At 42.0% G+C, this 20,400-nt stretch carries 25 protein-coding genes; 11 read left to right on the forward strand and 14 right to left on the reverse strand.

Annotated features, from left to right (window positions below; translation table 11 throughout):
- Window positions 1–2: 2 nt before the first annotated feature.
- From A7P54_RS02460 to coaBC, 6 genes are all read right to left on the reverse strand, one after another.
- Window positions 3–611 carry an alpha-ketoglutarate-dependent dioxygenase AlkB gene (locus tag A7P54_RS02460; protein ID WP_033133767.1) on the reverse strand — a complete coding sequence of 203 codons (609 nt, stop codon included), beginning with the start codon at window positions 609–611 and terminating at the stop codon, window positions 3–5.
- Window positions 598–843 (reverse strand): Ada metal-binding domain-containing protein, encoded by a 246-nt coding sequence (locus A7P54_RS02465; RefSeq protein ID WP_033133766.1) that lies wholly within the window; start codon window positions 841–843, stop codon window positions 598–600. The genes A7P54_RS02460 and A7P54_RS02465 overlap by 14 nt, the downstream gene beginning before the upstream one ends.
- Window positions 844–847: 4 nt before the next feature.
- Window positions 848–1,585: a 2OG-Fe(II) oxygenase gene (locus tag A7P54_RS02470; protein ID WP_171548542.1), complete on the reverse strand. Its 738-nt coding sequence runs from the start codon at window positions 1,583–1,585 to the stop codon at window positions 848–850.
- Entirely contained in the window at window positions 1,572–2,417 is an 846-nt protein-coding gene (locus A7P54_RS02475) for a methylated-DNA--[protein]-cysteine S-methyltransferase (protein ID WP_171548543.1), read from the reverse strand. Before A7P54_RS02475 ends, A7P54_RS02470 begins: the two co-directional genes overlap by 14 nt.
- A 169-nt stretch (window positions 2,418–2,586) precedes the next feature.
- Entirely contained in the window at window positions 2,587–2,964 is a 378-nt protein-coding gene (locus A7P54_RS02480) for a cytochrome b562 (protein ID WP_004804300.1), read from the reverse strand.
- 154 nt (window positions 2,965–3,118) lie between these two features.
- Complete coding sequence (gene coaBC, locus A7P54_RS02485) at window positions 3,119–4,375, reverse strand: bifunctional phosphopantothenoylcysteine decarboxylase/phosphopantothenate--cysteine ligase CoaBC (RefSeq protein ID WP_171548544.1); 1,257 nt, start codon at window positions 4,373–4,375, stop codon at window positions 3,119–3,121.
- Window positions 4,376–4,571: 196 nt separating this feature from the next.
- Here coaBC and radC point away from each other — a divergent pair, with 196 nt between their 5' ends.
- Entirely contained in the window at window positions 4,572–5,294 is a 723-nt protein-coding gene (radC, locus tag A7P54_RS02490) for a DNA repair protein RadC (RefSeq protein WP_159413815.1), read from the forward strand.
- A 44-nt stretch (window positions 5,295–5,338) separates the two neighbouring features.
- Complete coding sequence (locus tag A7P54_RS02495) at window positions 5,339–6,250, forward strand: bestrophin family protein (protein ID WP_004655906.1); 912 nt, start codon at window positions 5,339–5,341, stop codon at window positions 6,248–6,250.
- 43 nt (window positions 6,251–6,293) lie between these two features.
- Here A7P54_RS02495 and A7P54_RS02500 read toward each other — a convergent pair whose 3' ends face one another.
- Window positions 6,294–7,340, reverse strand: a complete 1,047-nt coding sequence (locus tag A7P54_RS02500; RefSeq protein ID WP_171548545.1) for an aldo/keto reductase — start codon at window positions 7,338–7,340, stop codon at window positions 6,294–6,296.
- A gap of 103 nt (window positions 7,341–7,443) precedes the next feature.
- On the opposite strand from A7P54_RS02500, the gene A7P54_RS02505 reads away from it, so the two are divergent.
- Window positions 7,444–8,337 carry a LysR family transcriptional regulator gene (locus A7P54_RS02505; RefSeq protein ID WP_171548546.1) on the forward strand — a complete coding sequence of 298 codons (894 nt, stop codon included), beginning with the start codon at window positions 7,444–7,446 and terminating at the stop codon, window positions 8,335–8,337.
- A 134-nt stretch (window positions 8,338–8,471) separates the two neighbouring features.
- Here the strand turns inward: A7P54_RS02505 and A7P54_RS02510 are convergent, their stop codons facing one another.
- The gene (locus A7P54_RS02510; RefSeq protein ID WP_171548547.1) at window positions 8,472–9,335 is read right to left on the reverse strand and encodes a PHP domain-containing protein; all 864 of its coding nucleotides are present in this window, start codon (window positions 9,333–9,335) and stop codon (window positions 8,472–8,474) included.
- 45 nt (window positions 9,336–9,380) lie between these two features.
- On the opposite strand from A7P54_RS02510, the gene A7P54_RS02515 reads away from it, so the two are divergent.
- From A7P54_RS02515 to mnmC, 4 genes are read left to right on the forward strand one after another with little or no spacing between them, the layout of a single operon-like run.
- The gene (locus tag A7P54_RS02515) at window positions 9,381–9,992 is read left to right on the forward strand and encodes a septation protein IspZ (RefSeq protein ID WP_004804291.1); all 612 of its coding nucleotides are present in this window, start codon (window positions 9,381–9,383) and stop codon (window positions 9,990–9,992) included.
- Window positions 9,993–10,016: 24 nt separating this feature from the next.
- The gene (locus tag A7P54_RS02520) at window positions 10,017–10,319 is read left to right on the forward strand and encodes a YciI family protein (RefSeq protein WP_159885175.1); all 303 of its coding nucleotides are present in this window, start codon (window positions 10,017–10,019) and stop codon (window positions 10,317–10,319) included.
- 3 nt (window positions 10,320–10,322) lie between these two features.
- Window positions 10,323–10,781, forward strand: coding sequence for a hypothetical protein (locus A7P54_RS02525; protein WP_005184992.1), 459 nt, complete (start codon window positions 10,323–10,325; stop codon window positions 10,779–10,781).
- Between the two features lie 17 nt (window positions 10,782–10,798).
- On the forward strand, window positions 10,799–12,700 hold the full coding sequence (mnmC, locus tag A7P54_RS02530; RefSeq protein ID WP_171548548.1) for an FAD-dependent 5-carboxymethylaminomethyl-2-thiouridine(34) oxidoreductase MnmC: 1,902 nt from the start codon (window positions 10,799–10,801) through the stop codon (window positions 12,698–12,700).
- Between the two features lie 84 nt (window positions 12,701–12,784).
- On the opposite strand, the gene A7P54_RS02535 is transcribed toward mnmC, so the two are convergent.
- Window positions 12,785–13,099 (reverse strand): rhodanese-like domain-containing protein, encoded by a 315-nt coding sequence (locus A7P54_RS02535; protein WP_004655921.1) that lies wholly within the window; start codon window positions 13,097–13,099, stop codon window positions 12,785–12,787.
- A gap of 90 nt (window positions 13,100–13,189) precedes the next feature.
- On the opposite strand from A7P54_RS02535, the gene A7P54_RS02540 reads away from it, so the two are divergent.
- From A7P54_RS02540 to A7P54_RS02550, 3 genes are all read left to right on the forward strand, one after another.
- A complete protein-coding gene (locus A7P54_RS02540) occupies window positions 13,190–13,678 on the forward strand; it encodes a YajQ family cyclic di-GMP-binding protein (RefSeq protein WP_004655922.1) in 489 nt (162 codons plus the stop codon).
- Between the two features lie 14 nt (window positions 13,679–13,692).
- Entirely contained in the window at window positions 13,693–14,187 is a 495-nt protein-coding gene (locus tag A7P54_RS02545) for a DUF4442 domain-containing protein (RefSeq protein ID WP_171548549.1), read from the forward strand.
- 76 nt (window positions 14,188–14,263) lie between these two features.
- Entirely contained in the window at window positions 14,264–14,758 is a 495-nt protein-coding gene (locus A7P54_RS02550; RefSeq protein WP_171548550.1) for an ester cyclase, read from the forward strand.
- Window positions 14,759–14,809: 51 nt separating this feature from the next.
- Here the strand turns inward: A7P54_RS02550 and A7P54_RS02555 are convergent, their stop codons facing one another.
- The 4 genes from A7P54_RS02555 to A7P54_RS02570 are packed head-to-tail and all read right to left on the reverse strand — an operon-like array spanning window position 14,810 to window position 17,090.
- Window positions 14,810–15,289 (reverse strand): GAF domain-containing protein, encoded by a 480-nt coding sequence (locus A7P54_RS02555; protein ID WP_171548551.1) that lies wholly within the window; start codon window positions 15,287–15,289, stop codon window positions 14,810–14,812.
- A gap of 48 nt (window positions 15,290–15,337) precedes the next feature.
- A complete protein-coding gene (locus A7P54_RS02560) occupies window positions 15,338–15,754 on the reverse strand; it encodes an acyl-CoA thioesterase (RefSeq protein WP_171548552.1) in 417 nt (138 codons plus the stop codon).
- Between the two features lies 1 nt (window position 15,755).
- The gene (trxC, locus tag A7P54_RS02565) at window positions 15,756–16,193 is read right to left on the reverse strand and encodes a thioredoxin TrxC (protein WP_004655931.1); all 438 of its coding nucleotides are present in this window, start codon (window positions 16,191–16,193) and stop codon (window positions 15,756–15,758) included.
- The gene (locus tag A7P54_RS02570) at window positions 16,194–17,090 is read right to left on the reverse strand and encodes an alpha/beta fold hydrolase (protein WP_171548553.1); all 897 of its coding nucleotides are present in this window, start codon (window positions 17,088–17,090) and stop codon (window positions 16,194–16,196) included.
- A gap of 122 nt (window positions 17,091–17,212) precedes the next feature.
- Here A7P54_RS02570 and A7P54_RS02575 point away from each other — a divergent pair, with 122 nt between their 5' ends.
- Window positions 17,213–17,548: a TIGR01244 family sulfur transferase gene (locus tag A7P54_RS02575; protein WP_004804274.1), complete on the forward strand. Its 336-nt coding sequence runs from the start codon at window positions 17,213–17,215 to the stop codon at window positions 17,546–17,548.
- A gap of 338 nt (window positions 17,549–17,886) precedes the next feature.
- On the opposite strand, the gene A7P54_RS02580 is transcribed toward A7P54_RS02575, so the two are convergent.
- Window positions 17,887–20,091: a hypothetical protein gene (locus A7P54_RS02580; RefSeq protein WP_171548556.1), complete on the reverse strand. Its 2,205-nt coding sequence runs from the start codon at window positions 20,089–20,091 to the stop codon at window positions 17,887–17,889.
- Window positions 20,092–20,400 lie beyond the last annotated feature (309 nt).

A 20,400-nucleotide genomic window follows, 5' to 3' on the forward strand; every position in this document is an offset into this window, starting at 1 on the left:
CCTTATTCCACAATGGTTCTAAAAGTCAGATTCACCCGTGCCATACTGACTTTTTTGGTCGGCGGTAGGCGATGCAACCAATAGGTCTGCGTGGTGTCTTTCATCACCAATAAGCTACCATGTTCTAAATAAAGTTCGACTTTTTCTTTGCTCTGCTTATGTTTAAATGCGAATTTACGCTCGGCACCAAAACTAAATGAGGCAATCGCGCCATCTTTTTTTAAATCCGTTTCACCATCGCTATGCCAAGCCATCCCCTCTTCACCACTATGATAAAGATTGAGCAAACAAGAGTTAAATGTCTCCCCCGTTAAATTTTCGGCCAGTTGTTTTAACTCCAGTAATTCCTGTGTCCACGGCAAGGCATATTTATTCATATTGGAATAGGTATATTCAAAGCGTCGATCTCCATACCACGCTACTTTACGTTTAGTCGTCAATAACTTTCCAAAGATCAGTGCCTGATCATTTTCCCATGCAATGGTCTGCATCAGTTGATCAAAATAATGATCTGCCGCCGCGGTCTGCACCACTTTGCCGTAGTACTGTACCGTGCCGTCATAAGGCAAATGATTCTGCTTTGGATCAGCTTCAATATCAAATAGTTGCATCTTTCCACTTCTTATAGGCTTGCTGCATACAATGTCCACACGGTCTGAAACCTTGTGCAATTGCTTCTTGCTCATCGACAAAAAATACCCGATTCTTTCTCAGCATGCGCTTCCCTGAAGCACAGGTCAATCTGCCATAAATTTTAAGCTGTACGTTTCCAGCATACAAAATTTCCTGCTGTTTTAGTTTCAGATGCAGCTCGGTCTGCGTTAATTCTAGATGCCGCCACATCAGACTAACTCACCGCATCATGGAAAATGATGCCTAAGCTATAACGCTCCCCTTGATGAATTGGGCTGACACCATGTTTCATCTGCACCCGATAATAGCCTTGACTGCCTTTTTCAGGCTTAAATTGGGTGGTGAAAATCAACAGATCACCCTGCTGTGGCTGCATCACCATAGCCTTAGATTGAGCCCTAGGAGTTTGTTGGGTGAAGACCAGTTCTCCGCCCCTAAAATCCACATTCGGCTGACTCAATACAATCACCAACTGTATCGGGAAATACACCTCACCATATAAGTCCTGATGAAGCGTATTAAAGCCGCCTTGTCCATATTTCAAAATCAGTGGTGTTGCCAGCGTTTGTCCCTGTTGATGGCACTGCTGGAGAAATTCAGGATGAGAGCATGGAAAGGAGTGCTCTAACTTCAGCACCCGAAACCATGCATTGGCAATCGGCGCCAAATAAGGATAGATCTCATACCGTATTCGCTCAATCAGATTGGGTAAAGGGTAGGTAAAATATTTATATTCACCTCGACCAAAGCGATAGCGTTGCATCTCAACCGTTTTACGATACAGTTCGGTTTGCGGATATGCCTGTTTCAGCATCTCACATAACTCGGTCGATAAAACCTGCTCAATCAGGGCACAGCCCTGTTGATGCATTTGCTCAGTGATGGCCTCCCAATCCGCAGCTTGAATTTTATCAATCACGGTTTGGATTTGTGTCAATTCAGATGGCTGCATGGGTTTGTACACCTTCCCAACCGATCAGTGCTGTTTTACGCAATGTTCCCCATTCGTAACCGCCAAAAGCCCCTGTAGACTGAATCACCCGATGACACGGGATCAGGAATGCCACAGGATTACTACCAATAGCCGTGCCGACCGCTCGCGCAGCTTTGGGATGCTCAATTGCCTTGGCCAACTCACCATAGGTAGAGAGCTGTCCCATTGGAATCTTGAGCAGGCTTTGCCACACTTTAAGCTGAAATTCAGTGCCTTTTAAATGCAGTTTAATCTCTGCCAGTTGAGGTTGATCCTTTTGAAACAAGGCCAAGGCACTTTGCTGAAATGCATCGACCTGTTCAATAAATTCAGCTTGAGGAAATTGCGCTTTTAACTGCATCAGCGCATCAGCCTGATTGTCCACAAAACTCAGCGCACAAATGCCTTTATGTGTGGATGCAATCAGTACTTCACCAAACAAGGTCTCTGCAAATTGATAATGAATCGTCAGGCTCTGTCCACCATGTTTATATTCGGCCGGGGTCATACCTTCAATCTGAATAAATAGATCGTGCAATCGACTGGTACTGGACAGTCCTGTGGCAAAGGTTGCATCAAAAATACTGCCCTGCTCTTGTTTTAAAATTTTCTTGGCATGTTCAACACTAATATATTGCAAAAACTTTTTCGGACTGGTACCGACCCACTCAGTAAATAAGCGCTGAAAATGTGCTGGACTTAAATGAATATGTGCAGCGACCTCATCCAATTGTGGCTGTTGCTGAAAGTTCTGTTGAATATACTGAATCGCTTGAGCAATACGCTCATAATTACGTTGTTGTGAGGACATATCATCACCTCTCATCATTCATGTTTTCACTGTAGCAACTTTGCCATTCCATGAAAATCTGAATCATGCTCAGTCTCAGCTTTGTCTTTCTAGCGTCTCAAATCCCGATGAAAAAAGCCGTACTTCTTGGAAGTACGGCTCTATCATGTTATCACCTATCACTTATATATTAGTGGGTGTAATACTTATGCCCTTGGTCACGTAACTCGGCAATCTTTTTGCCTTGCTTTTTGGCATCATCTAGCTTGCCCGCTTGAACCAGCAATTTGGCTTTATCAATTTCTACAATAATTTGGTCAAATAAAGCGGTAGAGGCTGGCACTTTTTCAGTGGTATTCGGCGCCAATTTATACTGTTTTGAATGGGTCGCAGCAGCACGCATATTATCCAAAGCTGCTGTAGCGGCCTGTGGCGTTGCAGCTTGGTTAAACGCTTTATAATTCTTGCCCAGCGTTTTCATGTCATCTTCTAAACCCGCAGCCATTGCCGTATGGCTAAATGCAAACGCGGATAACATCACAACGGTGGCTAAAGTTTTTTTAATCATTAGGATATCCTATCAAAAACTGTGGCTATGCTTAATTTCTTGACGCAAAACATCGTGCTTTAACTTTAGAGCATCAATGGCAATTGCTGATTTAGCATACATAAAAAATGCAACGGAATCGTTGCATTTTGATAAAAAAGATCGAGTTCAGGCTTTATAGGCGACGGCGTAAAGCATCGGCAATCGACTCAACCAACTGCTGCGAAATCTCTTGTTTTGATGCCTTTTCCAACTCACGTTTTTTCATGTGATAAGACTGGGCAAAAAACACGATCATGGCATTTTCATCTGAGGCAAAACCGATATCTGGACGTGACACATCATTACAGGCAATCATGTCCAGTTTTTTCGCCACCAGTTTACCCGCAGCGTATTCTTCGACATTTTGCGTTTCAGCAGCAAAGCCAACCATGAATGGACGTTGTTCCTGCTGTGCAATGGTCGCTACGATATCTGGATTTTTGACCAAAGCCACCGCGAGCTCATCACCTGCTTTTTTAATCTTATGCTCAGCCACTTGTGCCACACGATAATCCGCCACAGCTGCTGTTGCGATAAAGATGTCACAGCCCTCTTTAAGCTGATTCATACTGACATCAAGCATCTGCATTGCAGAACTGACATTCATACGTTGCACACCATTCGGCGTATCCAAACTGACAGGACCAGCCACCAAGGTGACTTTTGCCCCTGCTGCATAACACGCCGCTGCCAGAGCAAAGCCCATTTTGCCAGTGCTGTGGTTAGAAATATAACGTACAGGGTCAATCGCTTCACGCGTTGGCCCAGCGGTAATGGTGACGCGCTTTCCAGCTAACAAACCGAATTTTTCAGCCAAGGCACGTTGTGCTTTATGGAAATAGGCTGCAACTTGACGAGCCAAATCTTCGGGCTCAGGCATACGGCCTAAACCCACATCACCACAGGCTTGCTCGCCTGCATCTGGCATGATCACATGGACACCGTCTTCGACCAAGGTTTGCAGATTGCGCTGTGTGGCTTTTGCTGCCCACATTTGCTGATTCATGGCCGGTGCAACCCATACAGGTGCTTTGGTTGCCAAATATAAAGTGCTGAGCAGATCATCCGCCAAGCCATTGGCAAATTTTGCAATGCTGTCACAGCTGGCAGGTGCCACCAGAACCAAATCAGCCCAACGTGCCAATTCGATATGTCCCATGCCTGCTTCGGCTTCAGGATCAAGCAATTCGGTATGCACAGGATTGCCTGAAAGTGCTTGAAAAGTAAGCGGGGTAATAAATGCTTGTGCGCCATGGGTCATGACCACACGGACATCAAAACCGAAATCTTTTAAACGGCGGACCAAGATGGCACTTTTATAGGCAGCAATACCACCTGTAACCGCTAATATAATGTTTTTATGGGGAATAACACTTAGATCGAAGCTCACAAACAGGATACCTTACTGTTGCAGTGGCGCTCACAATAGCATTAAATAAGTGGATACCCAAGTAGCACCCTCAACATTTCAGCACTGACGATGATCGAAAATCGTGTTGACATGACGCAATATAAAAGGAAAAGACGCGCAATTATTTTTGCCCGTTAAAAAAATAATCACAATAAAATCAAAAGGAAATTAACGATTGAATCAATCTATTAAAACTTGGCCTGAGCAAGAGCGCCCAAGAGAACGACTTTTGTCCCAAGGGCCGCAAAGCTTATCCGATGCGGAACTGTTGGCGATTTTTCTGCGTTCAGGCTCAAAACAGCACTCTGCAGTGGAATTGGCGCGTATTTTGATTCAACATTTTGGCGGACTTAACTTGATATTTGATGCCAATTTTGAAGATTTATCACAATTTAATGGGATAGCCTCCACCAAATATGCGCAGCTGATGGCAGTAAAGGAACTTGGACGACGTTATCTGAATAATCATTTCCAGCAACAACGGCTTTGTCTGGATACGTCAACCCTAGTGCTCGACTATTTACGTTATGAACTGCAAGGTGAAAAACAGGAAGTTTTTGCGGTACTGTGTTTGGATGCCGAACTCAGAAAATTGCATTTTAAAAAGCTGTTCTTTGGCTCCCATCATTCCTGCGCTGTTTCACTAAATCAAACGCTACGCTATGCCCTGCAACAACAGGCCTGTCAAATCGTAGTAGCGCACAACCATCCCTATGGCACTGCCCAACCATCGACCGAAGATATTTATCTGACCCAACAACTCAAACAAGCCTGCAAACTGCTGGAAATTCACCTAATCGATCATTTTATTATTTCGCCAGAAGGCTATTTTTCATTTTCTGAACAACAACTACTCAACCCTATTAAAACCAAGCAATCTCGCCTTGACAAAGCTTAAATCAAACAGGAATATCAAGACATAAAATTAATGATTCAAATAACATGATTGTCCGTGACCAGCCGAGTATTTTTAAAGTTTTATTCTCATGGCGAGGGACAATTTTACCCAAAATTTTGCCCTCTCTCGGTTTCGTGATGCTGATCTCTGCCATCATTGGTGGGGTCGAGTATGTCAATCTATATCGTTTCCCGGAAATTCCATTAGTCGGCTTCACGTTGATTGGTGTGGTGCTGTCCATTTTCTTGGGATTTAAGAATACCGCTTGTTATGACCGCTGGTGGGAAGCACGTAAACTCTGGGGTGTGTTGATTGCCACGGCACGCCATTTTGACCGCGATTGCCGCGTGCTGACTCAGGCACGTCGTGAACGTATCATTCAAAATGTGATTGTGTTTGCCAATGTGCTGCGTGATCGTCTGCGTCATCAAACCGCCAATCCAACCGAGCTGACTGAAACCAGTGGTCTGAGCCAACAAGCCTTGACCCAACTCTATCAGCAGCATAATGCGCCGCAGTACACCTTGAGTCTGATTCAATGGGAACTGTTACAAGCCATGAAAGAAGGCGAAATCTCGGATATTATTTATACCCAGATGAACCGCCATGTGGCCGCGTTAAGTGAAATGCAAACAGGTTGTGACCGGATCGCGAATACTCCAATTCCATTTGCCTATTCTGTTTTGCTGAATCGTACCGTGTATTTCTTCTGCTTTATGTTGCCATTCAGTCTTGGCTCTTTATTGGGCTTGGTGACACCACTATTGGTCGGTATTTTGGCCTATACCTTTTTAGGTCTGGATGCTTTAAGCACTGAAATAGAAGAGCCTTTCGGCACACAAAGCAACGACTTACCGCTGGATGCGATGGTCCGTTCAATTGAAATTGAATTACTTGGAACTTTAGGTCGACCAACCCCACCGCCAATTCAGGCGCATGACCATAACCTGCTCTAATTTCAATGCCCTCCAATGAGGGCATTTTTTGACTTAACATCCGTTAAATAAATTGTGACAGGACGATGGACTTAAAGCGTTCGGTAAACTGTCCATTCCAATAGGGATAGTAAGGATAAGGCGGATAGACCGCACTGACCTGATTTAAACGTTCGATCTGTTCAATCGACAACTGAATATCTTTGGCAACAAGGTTATCTTGCAGCTGAGTTTGATTACGCGCCCCAATCAACACACTGGATACCGTTGGGCGCTGTAATAACCAATTTAAGGCAATTTGCGGAATCGTATAGCCAGTTTCTGCTGCAATCTGTTTTAGCACATCAATCACATTATAGAGATGTGCTTCATTCACTGGCGGCGCAAATTGCGCGGTATCATGTAAGCGGCTTTGTGCTGGAATCGGATTCTCCCGATCAAATTTACCCGTCAATCTGCCCCAACCTAGAGGGCTCCATACCACCGCACCAATCTGCTGGTCATCATTTAAGGGCATCAGCTCCCATTCATAATCACGACCGATCAATGAGTAATAGACCTGATTCACAACAAACTTTTCATAGCCATATTGCTCAGCAATCGCCTGCGCTTTCATCAGTTGCCAGCCTGCAAAATTTGAAGCGCCGATATAACGAACCTTGCCACTACGGACCAGTTCATCAAGTGTTTTCATTAACTGAGGCAATGCAGTAAAACTATCAAACTGATGCAGCTGTAATACATCAATATAATCCGTTCCCAAGCGAGTTAAGGACTGTTCAACTGCGGACAATAAATAATGCCGACTAAATCCTGCATCATTTAGATGCTCTGAACTACGAATACCGATTTTGGTCGAAATAATAGTATGCTGCCGTTCTGATGCAAGTGCCTTACCCAGCATTCGTTCAGACTCTCCATCTGAATACACATCTGCTGTATCAAAGTAATTAATACCCGCATCTAAACCAGCGCGAATCATCTGATTGGCTTCAGTCTGACTGGCTTGTCCCCAAGCAGAGAAGATTTGCCCCTGCCCACCTAGAGTGCCTGCACCAAATCCCAACTCTGACACTTTTAAACCTGAGTTCCCTAAAAAATGATATTTCATGATCTGTCTCTTAAACATATGATGGCTTAGATACAAAAATACCCCTAGGGATTTGTTGGAAAAACCACGATAATCAAGAAATACTTTTCTGATTTTATTGATAATGAATACAGAAGATTTTCAATTTTTTATTCGAGTGGCAGACTTAGGTTCAATCAGTAAAGCCGCTCAGGATACAAATATCTCAGTTTCCGTTGCCAGTCAGAAATTGCAGCGCTTAGAACAAAACCTACAATTGCGCTTGTTTCATCGCACCACGCGGAAACTGACCTTAACCGATGAGGGTCGTGTTTTACTTGAACATGGTCGACATTGGATTGCTGATTTTATTCACTTGCAAGAATCATTAAAGCTTAAAGATCGGCCGCTCACAGGTACACTTCGGATTACCACCTCCGCAACCTTTGGCACAAAAGTTTTGATGCCTGTTATTGCCGAGTTTGCGCTATTGCACCCTGAACTGAAAATTCATTTAGATCTGAATGACCAAAACATCGATCTGATTCAGCAAGGTATGGACTTGGCCATTCGCATTGGTCAGTTAAACAGTTCCAGCTTGGTTGCCAAACGCTTGAGTACCAATCAACGCTTACTCTGTGCCTCGCCCAGCTATCTGGAAAAATATGGTCAGCCCCATAGCTTGGAAGAACTCAAATTACATCGTTGTATCTTGCAACAGCATGGTCAGGGTCTGACCAATCACTGGCACTTGATCAATACAGAAGGTCAGGTTGAACAGGTTTATGTCGAGGGGTATTTTGCGACCAACTCCGGTGAAGGTGTTCGGCAAGCGGCCTTAGCTGGTCTTGGTATTTCCAATCATTCAATCTGGCATGTGGCTGAGGATCTTGCTTCTGGAAGATTAGTACCTGTCCTACCCGACTATCCTGTAGAAACAACGGCAATTTATGCCGTATTTCCGCATCGAGAGCTGATCGCGCCCAAAGTGCAGCATTTTTTAGATTATTTAATCGATTACTTTCAGCAGCGTGAATAATAAAACTTTAGTCCTTCAGACCAATCCACCTTGCAATATTGATTATGACATTCCTGCAAAACCATGAAACATCCATTGCGCACCCCATGCAAGCAGCATGAAAAAAACAAGGATAAGGCAAAGTTCTAATTTTTTCATATCACCGGTAATTTAAAGCGTTCCCAAATCCCTTTCTGTCCCTCTTTAAGACGTGGTGTCTGTCCTAATTTAATCCACGGCATATTCTCGCCATGAAAATCACTGCCAATCGAAACAGCTAAATCAAACTGTTGAATCATACGATCTACCATTTGACGTGTCGAAGCAGGTTCAATACTTGGTGGTAGTTCCACAGCATCGCCACCTGACTCGGCAAATAATTCAATCAAATAACGGATATTGGTGGCAGACAAGTCATATCGTGTCGGGTGTGCAAGCACGGCGAATCCCTGACTGGCATGAATCACATCAATGGTTTCTTTTAAACCCATCCCCTCAAATTTCACAAAGGCTTTTTTGCCTTCTTTCAGAAAACGGTCAAAGGCCTGCTGTGGGCGACTGACAATATTCTTTTCGACTAGGGCTTTAGCAATATGGGTTCGAGTGACACGATCTGCTTCCCCATCCACTTGGGCAATCACATCAGGATAGATATCAAAATCGATACATTTTTTTAAGAGCTGACAAATCACTTTTGCCCGTTCGGCACGGACTTTTTTCTGTTGTTCCAGCATCGCCTTAATCGGTGCTTCATCTTGCATATTCAGGGCAACGATATGTACGCCATAATTCTTCTTGGTATTTGGTCGAGACCATTGACTGGAAACTTCCACACCAGAAATGATTTCAATATCATATGGTTGAGCATAGTTCTGGGCACGACTCAAACCATCCATAGTGTCATGGTCTGTCACGGCAAGGGTGTGGATTTTTAAATCAACAGCAGCCTGTACCAGTTGCTCAGGAGAGAAGGTACCATCGGAAATGAGTGTATGTGTGTGTAAATCGACACCGAACATGGTTTGTATTATGCTATCTGACCTATTTCATCATCGTACTGTAACATGAAAGCGTTGCTCGACTATCTTCCAATTATTATCTTCTTTTATTTCTATAAAACTACTGATCCTAAAGATAGTCATCATCCTTTGCTACAGTTGGTGGGCAGCTCTGGAAATCTCGATCAAAATCATATCCTTGTTGCAACATGTGCGCTACTCATTTCAACCTTAGTGGTTTATGGCTGCTTGTTCTTTTTCCAAAAATTCAAATTGGAAAAAATGCAGTGGTTTATTGTCGTCATGTCGGTGGTTTTTGGTGGAATCACACTGATTTTCAGCGATGTGACCTATATTAAAATGAAGGCGATCATCATCAATATCGGTATCGGATTAGGCTTTCTGGTTACGCCACTATTCAATAAAGAACGTATGCCAATTATCCAAAAACTTTTAGGCTCGTTGTTAGAACTTAGCCCTAAAGGTTGGTTAAAGTTGAACTGGGCGTGGTGTGGTCAATTCTTTTTACTTGCGGCTTTGCATTTCTTCTTTGGTTTTGTCTACATGCAAGGAAAATATTGGGGCGAATTCACTGCTTTTGGCGATATTATCGTTTCTATCAGTTACCTAGCTGCTATACTGTTTTTCTTAAGAAAGCATTTTAAAACCACTGAATAGATTTTAAATCATCGAGCTACTGCCATGCCATATTTTGTGCTGACTTGTACTGATCGCGAAGGTACTTTGGAAAAACGTTTAGCCACCCGCCCACAACACATTGAACGTCTACAAAAGTTAGATGATGAAGGACGTTTAATTGCAGCAGGTGCACATCCGAAAGATCCAAATGATCCACAAGCTGGTTTTTTTGGCAGTACCATCATTGTCGAGTTTGATAGTCGTGAATCCTTAGATGCTTGGATTCAGGAAGAGCCATTTTTAAAAGAAGGGATTTACTCAAATATTGAGGTAAAACCTTTCAACAAAGCTTTTCCAAAAGGGTAAATCATGCAAGTTGTCTTAAAAAGCGTATTGGCTTTATGTTTATTTAGTTCTCCTGCATGGGCAGTTGAGCCAGCAACACCTGCGGCTCCAGCAGCCAACACAACCCCAGTGCAACCCAATGCCACAACTGCTGCGCCAACCAATGCAACCACAGCAGTAGCCAAACCTTTGACCGCTGAACAAATTGCCAAAGCCAAACAGCAGCAAGATGCAAAAGTCAAAGCCATGATTCAAGATCAAGCCAGCCGCTTGAAACAACTGGAACATGCCAATTTAGAAGCACTTTCGCAGAACCAAGAATTACAGTTAAAAAATGACAACCTGACCGTACAAGTTCAAGTATTACAAAGTGAACGCAGTGCGCAAATGTTTTTATATGGCGCAATGACCATTGCTGTGGGTGTCATTCTCGGCTTCTTAATTGCCAGTTATGTTCACACTAAACGTCGTCGTCAGTGGTAAATCCCAACATTTTATTTATGTCTCAATCTGCAAAATTACAAACAGCCGAATTAGACTGGGAACTGGTCGATGGTATCGAAGTTCCCATTTCTAAACAGTTTGGCGATGTCTACTTTTCCAAAGATAACGGTTTACTTGAAACACGCCATGTGTTTTTAAATGGTAATGACCTAACTGAACGACTAGCAGAACTAAAAGATTTTCAATACTTTTGTGTCGGTGAAACAGGTTTTGGTACGGGCTTAAATATCCTGACCCTGTGGCAACTGTGGCAACAGATTCGCCCTGATAATCACAGCCATTTGCATGCCATCAGCGTCGAAAAATTTCCGCTGAGCAAAGCCGATCTGATCCGCGCACTGAATGTCTGGCCTGAACTTAAGCCACTTGCAGAACAGCTGATTCAGCAGTATCCCCTGCCTATTGCAGGCTGCCATCGCTTAAGTTTTCCAGAAGAACGCTTTATTATTGATTTATGGTTGGGTGATGCACAGGATATTTTTCCAAGTATCCCGAAAACCCAAGCCGTAAATGCATGGTTTCTTGATGGTTTTGCGCCTTCATGTAACCCTGACATGTGGCAGGAAAATGTACTCAATCACATCGTGCGTTTATCAGACTATGGGACGACCTTTGCGTCCTTTAGTGTCGCTGGGGTACTGAAACGTGGACTGAAGCAACATGGTGTGCACATTAGCCGCCCACGTGGTTTTGGCCATAAACGTGAAATGCTAAAAGCCATTTGGCTTGATGGTATAACAGCGGAATCAGATTCAGTAGAACAAGGTGCCACGCAATCTAAATCTAAGACCAATACATCACAAGAGACACAACGCCAGATCGCGATTATTGGCGCTGGAATCGCAGGTTTAAGCTGTGCATGGGCCTTTGCTCAACGTGGCCATCAAGTCACGATCTACGAGCAAAATGAGCCACTCTCAGGTGCATCAGGCAATCCCCTTGCTCTGCTCAATCCAAAGTTATGTCCAATTGAACAAGCCCATGAACATCTGATGACCTTGAGCTGGCAACATGCCTTGAATTTTTATCCTAAATTCAAAGCATTTAGACCGATTCAAGTCCAGCAAATCGCTTTAAAAAATACGGATGAATTGCTTGGTTTAGCGAAACAATATCCTGAAGCTGTGCTCTCTGTACACGATCAGCAAAATGCTACCCCTGAAACAGCTTATCCAAGCTTGGCCCTGCATCAAGCAGGTGCCGTTTCTCCACAGCAACTGCGTGATGAAATGTTACAGCATCCGAATATCCAATGCATAAAAGCAAAAATTTCTCGCTTAAATAGCGCAGATAAGCAAACTGAGCTTTGGCAAGAACAACAGCTCATCGCAACAGCCGATGATGTGATTGTGTGTTGTGCCAAGCAAAGTGCTGAGCTGTTTGAAAACTACCCCGTGTTAAAACCAATTCGTGGACAAGTCAGCTGGGTTGAGAATCACGAACAAGCTTTAGCTCTAGATCAAGCCTATAGTTATGGCGGTTATTGTATGCAATTGGATGCCGCTCAATTGATTCTAGGCGCATCTTTTTATCCCAATCGAGACGATGTTGAAGTTCTAGCAGAAGACCATGTGCATAACTATGAACTTATCCACAGTGTCTTCCCTGAATATGCGCAACAGCTTCCATCCACCGAAACATGGCAAGGTCGTGCGTCTGTGCGTGCACAAAGTTTGGATTATTTCCCTCTGGTCGGGAAAATGAAAAATGATGAACAGATATTTACCTTTGCAGGCCTAGGTTCTAAGGGATTCTTGTTTGCACCCTTGTGTAGCGAAGTATTGGCAGCCCTTGTCTTGGGTGAGCTTTGTCCAGTGCCTCAAAACCTGTTGGATAAGTTGAATCCTCAACGCTTTCAGAAGAAAGTAAAAGCCAAGAAGCCTTATTATTCTGGTTAAATATTTTTAATTTTAAAATGACTGAAATCTAGAATTTTGAATTGGCCAAAATACAGCGGTATTTTGGCCAATCGTTTGAGTGCTTTAAGCGCCTTGTTCTAAAGGCAAGCCCGCATCACGCGCTGCGCGTGTGCCACCCATCAATACAACATATTCACGAGAACCATCGATACCGTCTAAAAGCTCTGCTGCACGCGGTGCTTTGCTGCCGCCACCACATAGAATATAAATCGGTTGATCCGCTGTAACTTGAGTCAGACTGTCCGCAGTGATCTCAGCAATTGGACGATTCACCGCCCCCTTAACATGAGCCTCTGCATACGCTTTGGTATCACGGACATCCCAGATGACTGCGCCTTCTGGGAACTCAAATGTTGTAATTTCTTGTTTACGGATCATTGTGCACTCCTTTGATGTAAACAACACTTGGCAAATGAAGAAAACCCCCTTAGCATCTCAAATATTCTTTCCCTTTGTAAAGGTCTAACCATGCCTTCTTTTGATATTGTTTCTGAATTAGAGTTATTTGAAGTCAATCATGCTGTGCAAAACACAGAAAAAGAGATTGCGACTCGTTTTGACTTCCGTGGACAAGACGTTTCAATTGAGTTAAATGAGAAAAATAAAGAAATCAAAATCTCAACTGAAAGCGATTTCCAATGTGAACAAGTCTATACCATGCTCGAAAATCACTTCTATAAACGTAAAATTGATGTACAAGCTTTAGATCCACAAAAAGCCACAGCTTCAGGTAAAAATGTGGTGCAAGTGATCAAACTCAAAGATGGACTTGACTCAGATACCGCAAAAAAAATTAATAAAGCCATTAAAGAAAGTGGCATCAAAGCGCAATCTTCTATCCAAGGAGACAAAATCCGTGTCACCGATAAAAAGCGCGATACTTTGCAACAAGTGATGAACTTTTTACGTGAACAACAATTTGGTCTGCCACTGCAATTTAATAATTTCAAAGATTAAGCAATAGGTTCACTATGGCAAAAGATAACCGTCTTTATACGCTGGTTAAAACCACATCTAAATTTCCCAAAGGCATCCGTAGCACGCTCTGGAGTAAGGCTTTTGGTCGTGTGGTTCCGATGGTCGGAACAGCGAATATTCGTTATTTAGAAGTCGATAAAGACCACGTAACTGTTCGTATTGAAAACCAGCGTAATATGCAAAATCATATTAAAGGTGTCCATGCAGCAGCCATGGCACTACTGGGTGAAACTGCGACTGGATTTTTAACGGGTTTACATGTCCCTGATGATCGGATTTTGTTGATCAAATCATTGCATGTCGATTACTTAAAAGTTGCGCAAGGTGGTTTAACGGCAACAGCAACATTATCAGCTGATCAACAAAAGTTTATCGCAGAGAATGAAAAAGGCGAGTTATTGGTCCCTATTACCGTGATTGATGATGCAGGCAATCAACCGATCCAATGCCAAATGCTTTGGGCTTGGTTACCAAAACGTAAAAAATAATAACTGACCTAGACTATTCTAGTGGCAGTATTAGCATCAGGATGCAATGATCACTCTTTGTGTTCTGATGCTAAAAATGAAAAAAATACTTCTGCTTTCTCATTTTTTTATTGCGCTCAACCTCGCGACTTATTCTGCTCAAGTGCTCGCCGCTGATGCTTCGGCTTCAATTCCTTCAAAACAGCTCCATTCTTTAGCTGAACAAAACAAGAAAATCGTGGTCGATTTTTATGAAGGTGTTTTCTTAAAACACCAAGTTAAACAATATGCCGATCGTTATATTGGCAATCAATATATTCAACATAATCCGAATGTGCCTGACGGTAAGGCACCATTTGTAAACTTCTTTAGTCAAAAATTTAGCAATAACCCTCAGGCAAAAAATGTCATCAAGAAAGCAATTGCGGAAGGAGATTTAGTCGTTCTGCATGTGCATTCTACAGAGAATGACAGCGACCGAGGTCGAGCGATTATTGATATATTCCGTGTAGAAAATGGAAAAATTGTAGAGCATTGGGATGTGATACAAAATATTCCTGAAAAAAGTCAGAACGCCAACAGCATGTTCTAAGCAGCACAAAAAATAAAGCCCAAACGAATTTGGGCTTTATTTTCTAAAGACTTAAATAAATTTTTCAATCATAGTCATCAACTGCTGCAAATATGCTGCATCGACCTCATCAAATTGATTCAGTTCATCACTATCGACATCCAACACGCCAACACACTGACCATTTTTCATCATGGGCAAGACGATCTCAGAGCGAGAGGCAGAACTACAGGCAATATGCCCTGGGAACTGATCTACATCTGGCACCACAATCACTTGCTGCTGTTGCCATGCCGCGCCACATACGCCGCGACCTTTGGCAATACGGGTACAGGCGATTGGGCCTTGAAATGGGCCTAACACCAACTCATTCTCTTTGACCAAATAAAAGCCAATCCAAAACCAGCCAAATTGCTGTTTTAACGCCGCGCAGATATTGGCGAGATTGGCAATCACATCACTTTCATCTTCAACAATTGCCTGAATCTGAGGAAGGATACTTTGATATTGCTCGGCCTTATGGCCATGTTGCAAAACTAATTCTTCTGCCATGCTTATATTCCAATGAAAAGTATTGCCAAACTACTCACTTATTGAAGCTTATAGTGTTGCTGCAAATGCCTGTTTAATCTCTTCTGAGATCAAACGTTTCTTGCCATTTACATCCACCGCAACAAAGGTAAATACGCCTTCGGTAATGCGCACTGGCTCACGAGAATCATCATGACTGTTCCATACCTCAATTTGAACTTGTACTGAACTACTGCCAACTTTCAAAATTTTGGTATAACAGCTAATCACATTCCCGACCTTAACCGGTACCAGAAAAGTCATCTGATTGATCGCAATCGTTGCACAACGACCTTTACTAAAACGTTCAACATGAATCGCTCCTGCGAGATCCATCTGAGAGACAATCCAGCCGCCAAAAACATCACCACTCCAATTGGTATCTGCTGGCATGGCAATGTTTTGTAGTGATAAAGTCCCTTCTGGATGAGTTGGGCGTTCGCTCATGTTAATGTCCTTGGTGTTGCTGTAATTGCTGGTCTAGCCATTGTTGTAACTCGGGTGCGCGTAAGGCTCCGCTGATTCTCGCCAATTCCGTGGTCTTATTCATCAAGACCAAAGTCGGAATACTACGCACATTAAATGCAGCACTTAAACGTGGATTAGCTTCAGTATCAATTTTGGCAAAAACCACATATGGATTTTGCTTTGCCACTTGAGCAAAATGTGGTGCCATCATCTTGCAAGGACCACACCATTCAGCCCACAAGTCAATCAATACAGGCAGATCTGAATTGCTGATGAAGTTACTGAAATTTTGTTCATTCAGTTCAATCGGCTCTAAAGGCAATAACGCTTTATGGCATTGTCCACAGTTAGGATGAACTGCTAATTTTTCTTCGGGTACACGATTTTTTGCACCACATGATGCACAGACAATAATCATCTACATCACTCCAATATGTTGATGTAAAAATTCTAATTGGGTTGTGACTGCTTTTTCAAACCAAGAACCATGATAAACATCAAAATGTTTCATTTCCCACTCATGATAGCTCACAAATGGCGCAATATTGGTCGCGGCTTCCCGACTCGATTCGATTGGAATCAAAGTGTCATGCTTTGCTGCAATAAATAAAACAGGAATATTAATTTTACGAACAAACTGGATCGGTCGATAACGCATTAAATTAAAGAAGACCCGTGCAGGAACTTCCCCACTCCAGTAATAATCTGGATTTACAATCGAGTGATATCCGTAGTAACTATCTGAGGTTGGTAGGAAACACAGACGATATTGATCGACGACAGGTAAGGTTTTAGGTACCAAGCCCATCTTAGAGCCCATATAATCCTGACTGGAGCGCTTTAATGCTTCGGGATAACGTTGCAAAGGGTAAAGCTTGGCCGTCTCAGCCCCATCAACATAGGGGACTTGTACCATGACCGCCTGAATGTTTTTCAGGTCTGTTGCCAGACTTAAGGCATATCCACCACTAAGCGAGGTTCCCCATAAAATAATCCGTCGACTATCGATCAACTTGCAATTCGAAGCATATTGAACAATGGTTTTCCAGTCATCAAGCTGGGCACTGAGTGAAACCAATTCCCGTGGTTTCCCTGTACTGCCGCCCCAATAGCGATAATCAAATAAAATGACTGCATAGCCTGCTTGGGCAAAACGCTGTGCATATTGAACCAGTTTAAATTGACGCAAACCCGCAAAGCCATGCGCCATGATAATCACGGCAGCTTTGGTATTGGCTTTAGGTAAATAGAAATCCGCAGCGATGGTTTCATCACCACTTGCAACATACAACGGCTCAACGGTATAGGTATGCATGCGCGCTCCATTGCCTTATCTTTTAATTATCATCACTTATTTACTATAGACATTTAAACTCAAGATCGAGCTTAATGCTATGATAGAGCATAAAATGTTTTGTTTGTTTTTGGAGTGACAAGATGACAGAGAATGTTGGTTTTGCAGGTCAAATCGGCCCTGAGCATGTTGAGCAAGTGGTTGAAAAAGGATTTAAATCGATTATTAATAACCGTCCAGATCTGGAAGGTGGTCCTGAACAACCTACAAGTGCCCAAATCGAAGAATCTGCGCGCAGTGCAGGCCTAGACTATGTCTATCAACCGGTTGTTGCTGGGCAAATCACTGAACTTGATGTCCGTACATTCGCCAATCATTATAATGAACTGCCAAAACCAATTTTAATGTTCTGTCGTACGGGTAACCGTTCAAATAATTTATATCAGATTGCTAAACAAATGGATTTACTGGACGATTAAATTCATTACATTTTATTACCTGATCCAAATAGTTAAACCTTTGTTTTTATAAGATGATGGTTCTTTTTCAATAGATCAAGAACCATGTCAAAACTCGCCATTGTCCTGTTATGTATTCTCTCTATCTCAGCTTGTAGTTCTTTCCAAGTTCGTCCAACAGCAACGGTGAGTGTGGGTACAGGGTTGTAAAACCATTAAAAATATCTATCTAGCTCCAGCAAAATTCTTTGATAAAATTAAAATATTTACAACTTTATAAGGTTCAACGAAGATTACCTAATATTAACCACTTTAAATAAAAAGGAAGCTTTTAGCTTCCTTTTTATTTAACTAGTAAATTAATTTATATCTAATGGCAAAGTCGTGGTTTTATTCGGAGCACCAACTATAATTTTCACATCATCACCAGCCGTACATTTTCTTAATCGAACTGTATATTTGACAATATCATTATTAGGACTACCAAATGTAGATGGGGTCAATAACTCCATGAGAGCTGGCACAGGAAGATTTCCACTTCTAATTTCTGCTTCACAAGTTTGATTCTCATATACAACTTCAGGTGTACCACTAATACTAGAATCTAATTCTTTCGTCCCAGTACCATTTACACCAACATCCACCAAATATTCTGTCCCATTAATTTTTACAGTCACAGCTTTATTAGGCTCTGAATTAGAAACGGTAAGAATCTTTTTGGTTGTATCCCCTACTTTTTCTTTCAAAGTAGCAGAAGGTTTAAAATCAGTATTGTCTTTCACTGTTACGGCAACGGTCGTACCAGAAGGCATAGGGACTTTCTTTTCACTATTACCAAAGATTTGGAAACTGAAATCCCCATTTCCACTTAAAATTCTTCCTGTTCTTGTGTCAAATCCGCTATTCCAAACAAACGTTGGAGTATCATGCGCAAAAGCAAACAATAATTGCTGACGAACAATACCACCTAGATTGTTATCACAGGTTTTAGGAATATTCGGTTGCTCAATATAAGATGCTGCACAATCTAGAATACCTGCACTACGCTTGTAGATAAACTCACCAAAATTGGCATTGTATGCATTATCTTCATTGTCATCACGGAAAAAATCACCAATATTACTGACCAATGTATCAACACCAGCAGTATAAATATTGTCACCATTCACATCCGTAAATGCTTTGTCACCTTCCACATATGCTAATACAGTAACACGATTATCAAGCGGACGAGGATTCTGAGTAGATAAGGTCACCGAGCATGAACCATTCACAGATGCACAATTTGGAGTAATACTGCCACCTTCTGACACGAAACTAATCACTGTACCATTTGGTACAGGATTTCCAGTACGATCAACCATTCTTGCAACAATTGTCGCAGTATCCCCATCTTTATCATTCTGTAAAGAATTTTTAGACATTGACAGGCTTAAACCTGACTGTGTCACTCGACCTGTTGAAACCGAAACATTTTTAGATAAAGCAGAGACTGTCGGATTTGAAACCAGAGTAGCTTTTATTTCTACTGGACCAGGTATATTTCCTGGATATAAAGTAACAACGACTTTACCACTAGGATCACTTTTCACGGTCTTAACTGCGCGATTACCTAAGGAAATAAAGCTTAGATCTTCAGGAGCTCCACGTACAAGTTCAATATTCACATCTTTATTTGCTGCAGGTGTTCCATTTGCATAAAGTGTAAACTCTATTTGGCCTGATGCAGCCGTTCCACTACTTTTAATCCCTAAATTCACTGAACTTGATGTTGTATAAACTAAAGAGTTTGCTTCAATTGCAGCAATATTTACATCAACTTTTGATTCTGGAATATTTGAACCTGATGCTCGAATCGTTTGTTGACCTTCACATAACTTCCCATCGCTACCAATCGACTTGTATGACGTCGTTACGTCACCCTGATTTGATGAAACAACATTGGCTGGCTCAAAGGTTCCACATGTTGCACTAAAGCTTACAGTAACATTATTTTGATTAACCTTCGTACTCGCGTCTTGTGTTTTCAAAGTAATATTTGTGGATGCGCCTGATTCTAACTGTGTTGCAGCAGCAGCCATTCCAACTAAAACAATATTTGCAGCTTGTAATACAAAGCTATAAGGCTTCGTCGCAGCAGAAGTACCATTATAGTTTGTTGTCGCGGAAAGCTGATATGCACCTGTTGCATTTAAATCTTGCGGTTTTATCGAAATGCTTGCTTCCCCATCAGCATTCGTCAGTACTGCACCATTTGTTGTACCAAAAGAGACACCTTCACCAGTGAAAGTAACGATTGCTCCACTGATCCCCTTCCCTGATGCATCCGTCACTTTTACTTTAGCAGTTGCACCAGCCGCAGTAATCGAATTTGTTATGATGTTATTTGTATCATATAAAGTAATATTTGTAATATTTACTGCCGTTACAGGAGTCTGTCCATTGCCGCCAGAGGAACTATTATCATTTGAACCGTAATAGCCACCGCCTCCGCCACCACAACTAGCTAATAACACAGAGACAGCAATTGCAGACAACTTTAAAGTAAGTTGTTTTTTATTCATACTCATTCCTTTTAACCCCGATCAAATCCCCAAATGGAATTAGATTTTTCATTATAAAAATATGTCTAATGTAACCATAATATAGATTTTGTGTAAATAAAGTTTATCTTCAAGTAAAGGATATTAAAGTGAACTTAATCAAACTATTTTATTAAAGCGAGATATTTTCTATAACTTTTAACAAATAAATAATGAATGGAATAATTAGAGATTAAGTTAAATCAAACATGATTGAATATGGACTTAAGGCAATCCTAAAATAAGTTCTATTTCATCTAACTAAGTTAATTGTCGAAGTTATTTCCCCCG

The sequence above is a fragment of the Acinetobacter sp. Ac_3412 genome, assembly GCF_013072675.1.
Classification (GTDB): Bacteria; Pseudomonadota; Gammaproteobacteria; order Pseudomonadales; family Moraxellaceae; genus Acinetobacter; species Acinetobacter higginsii.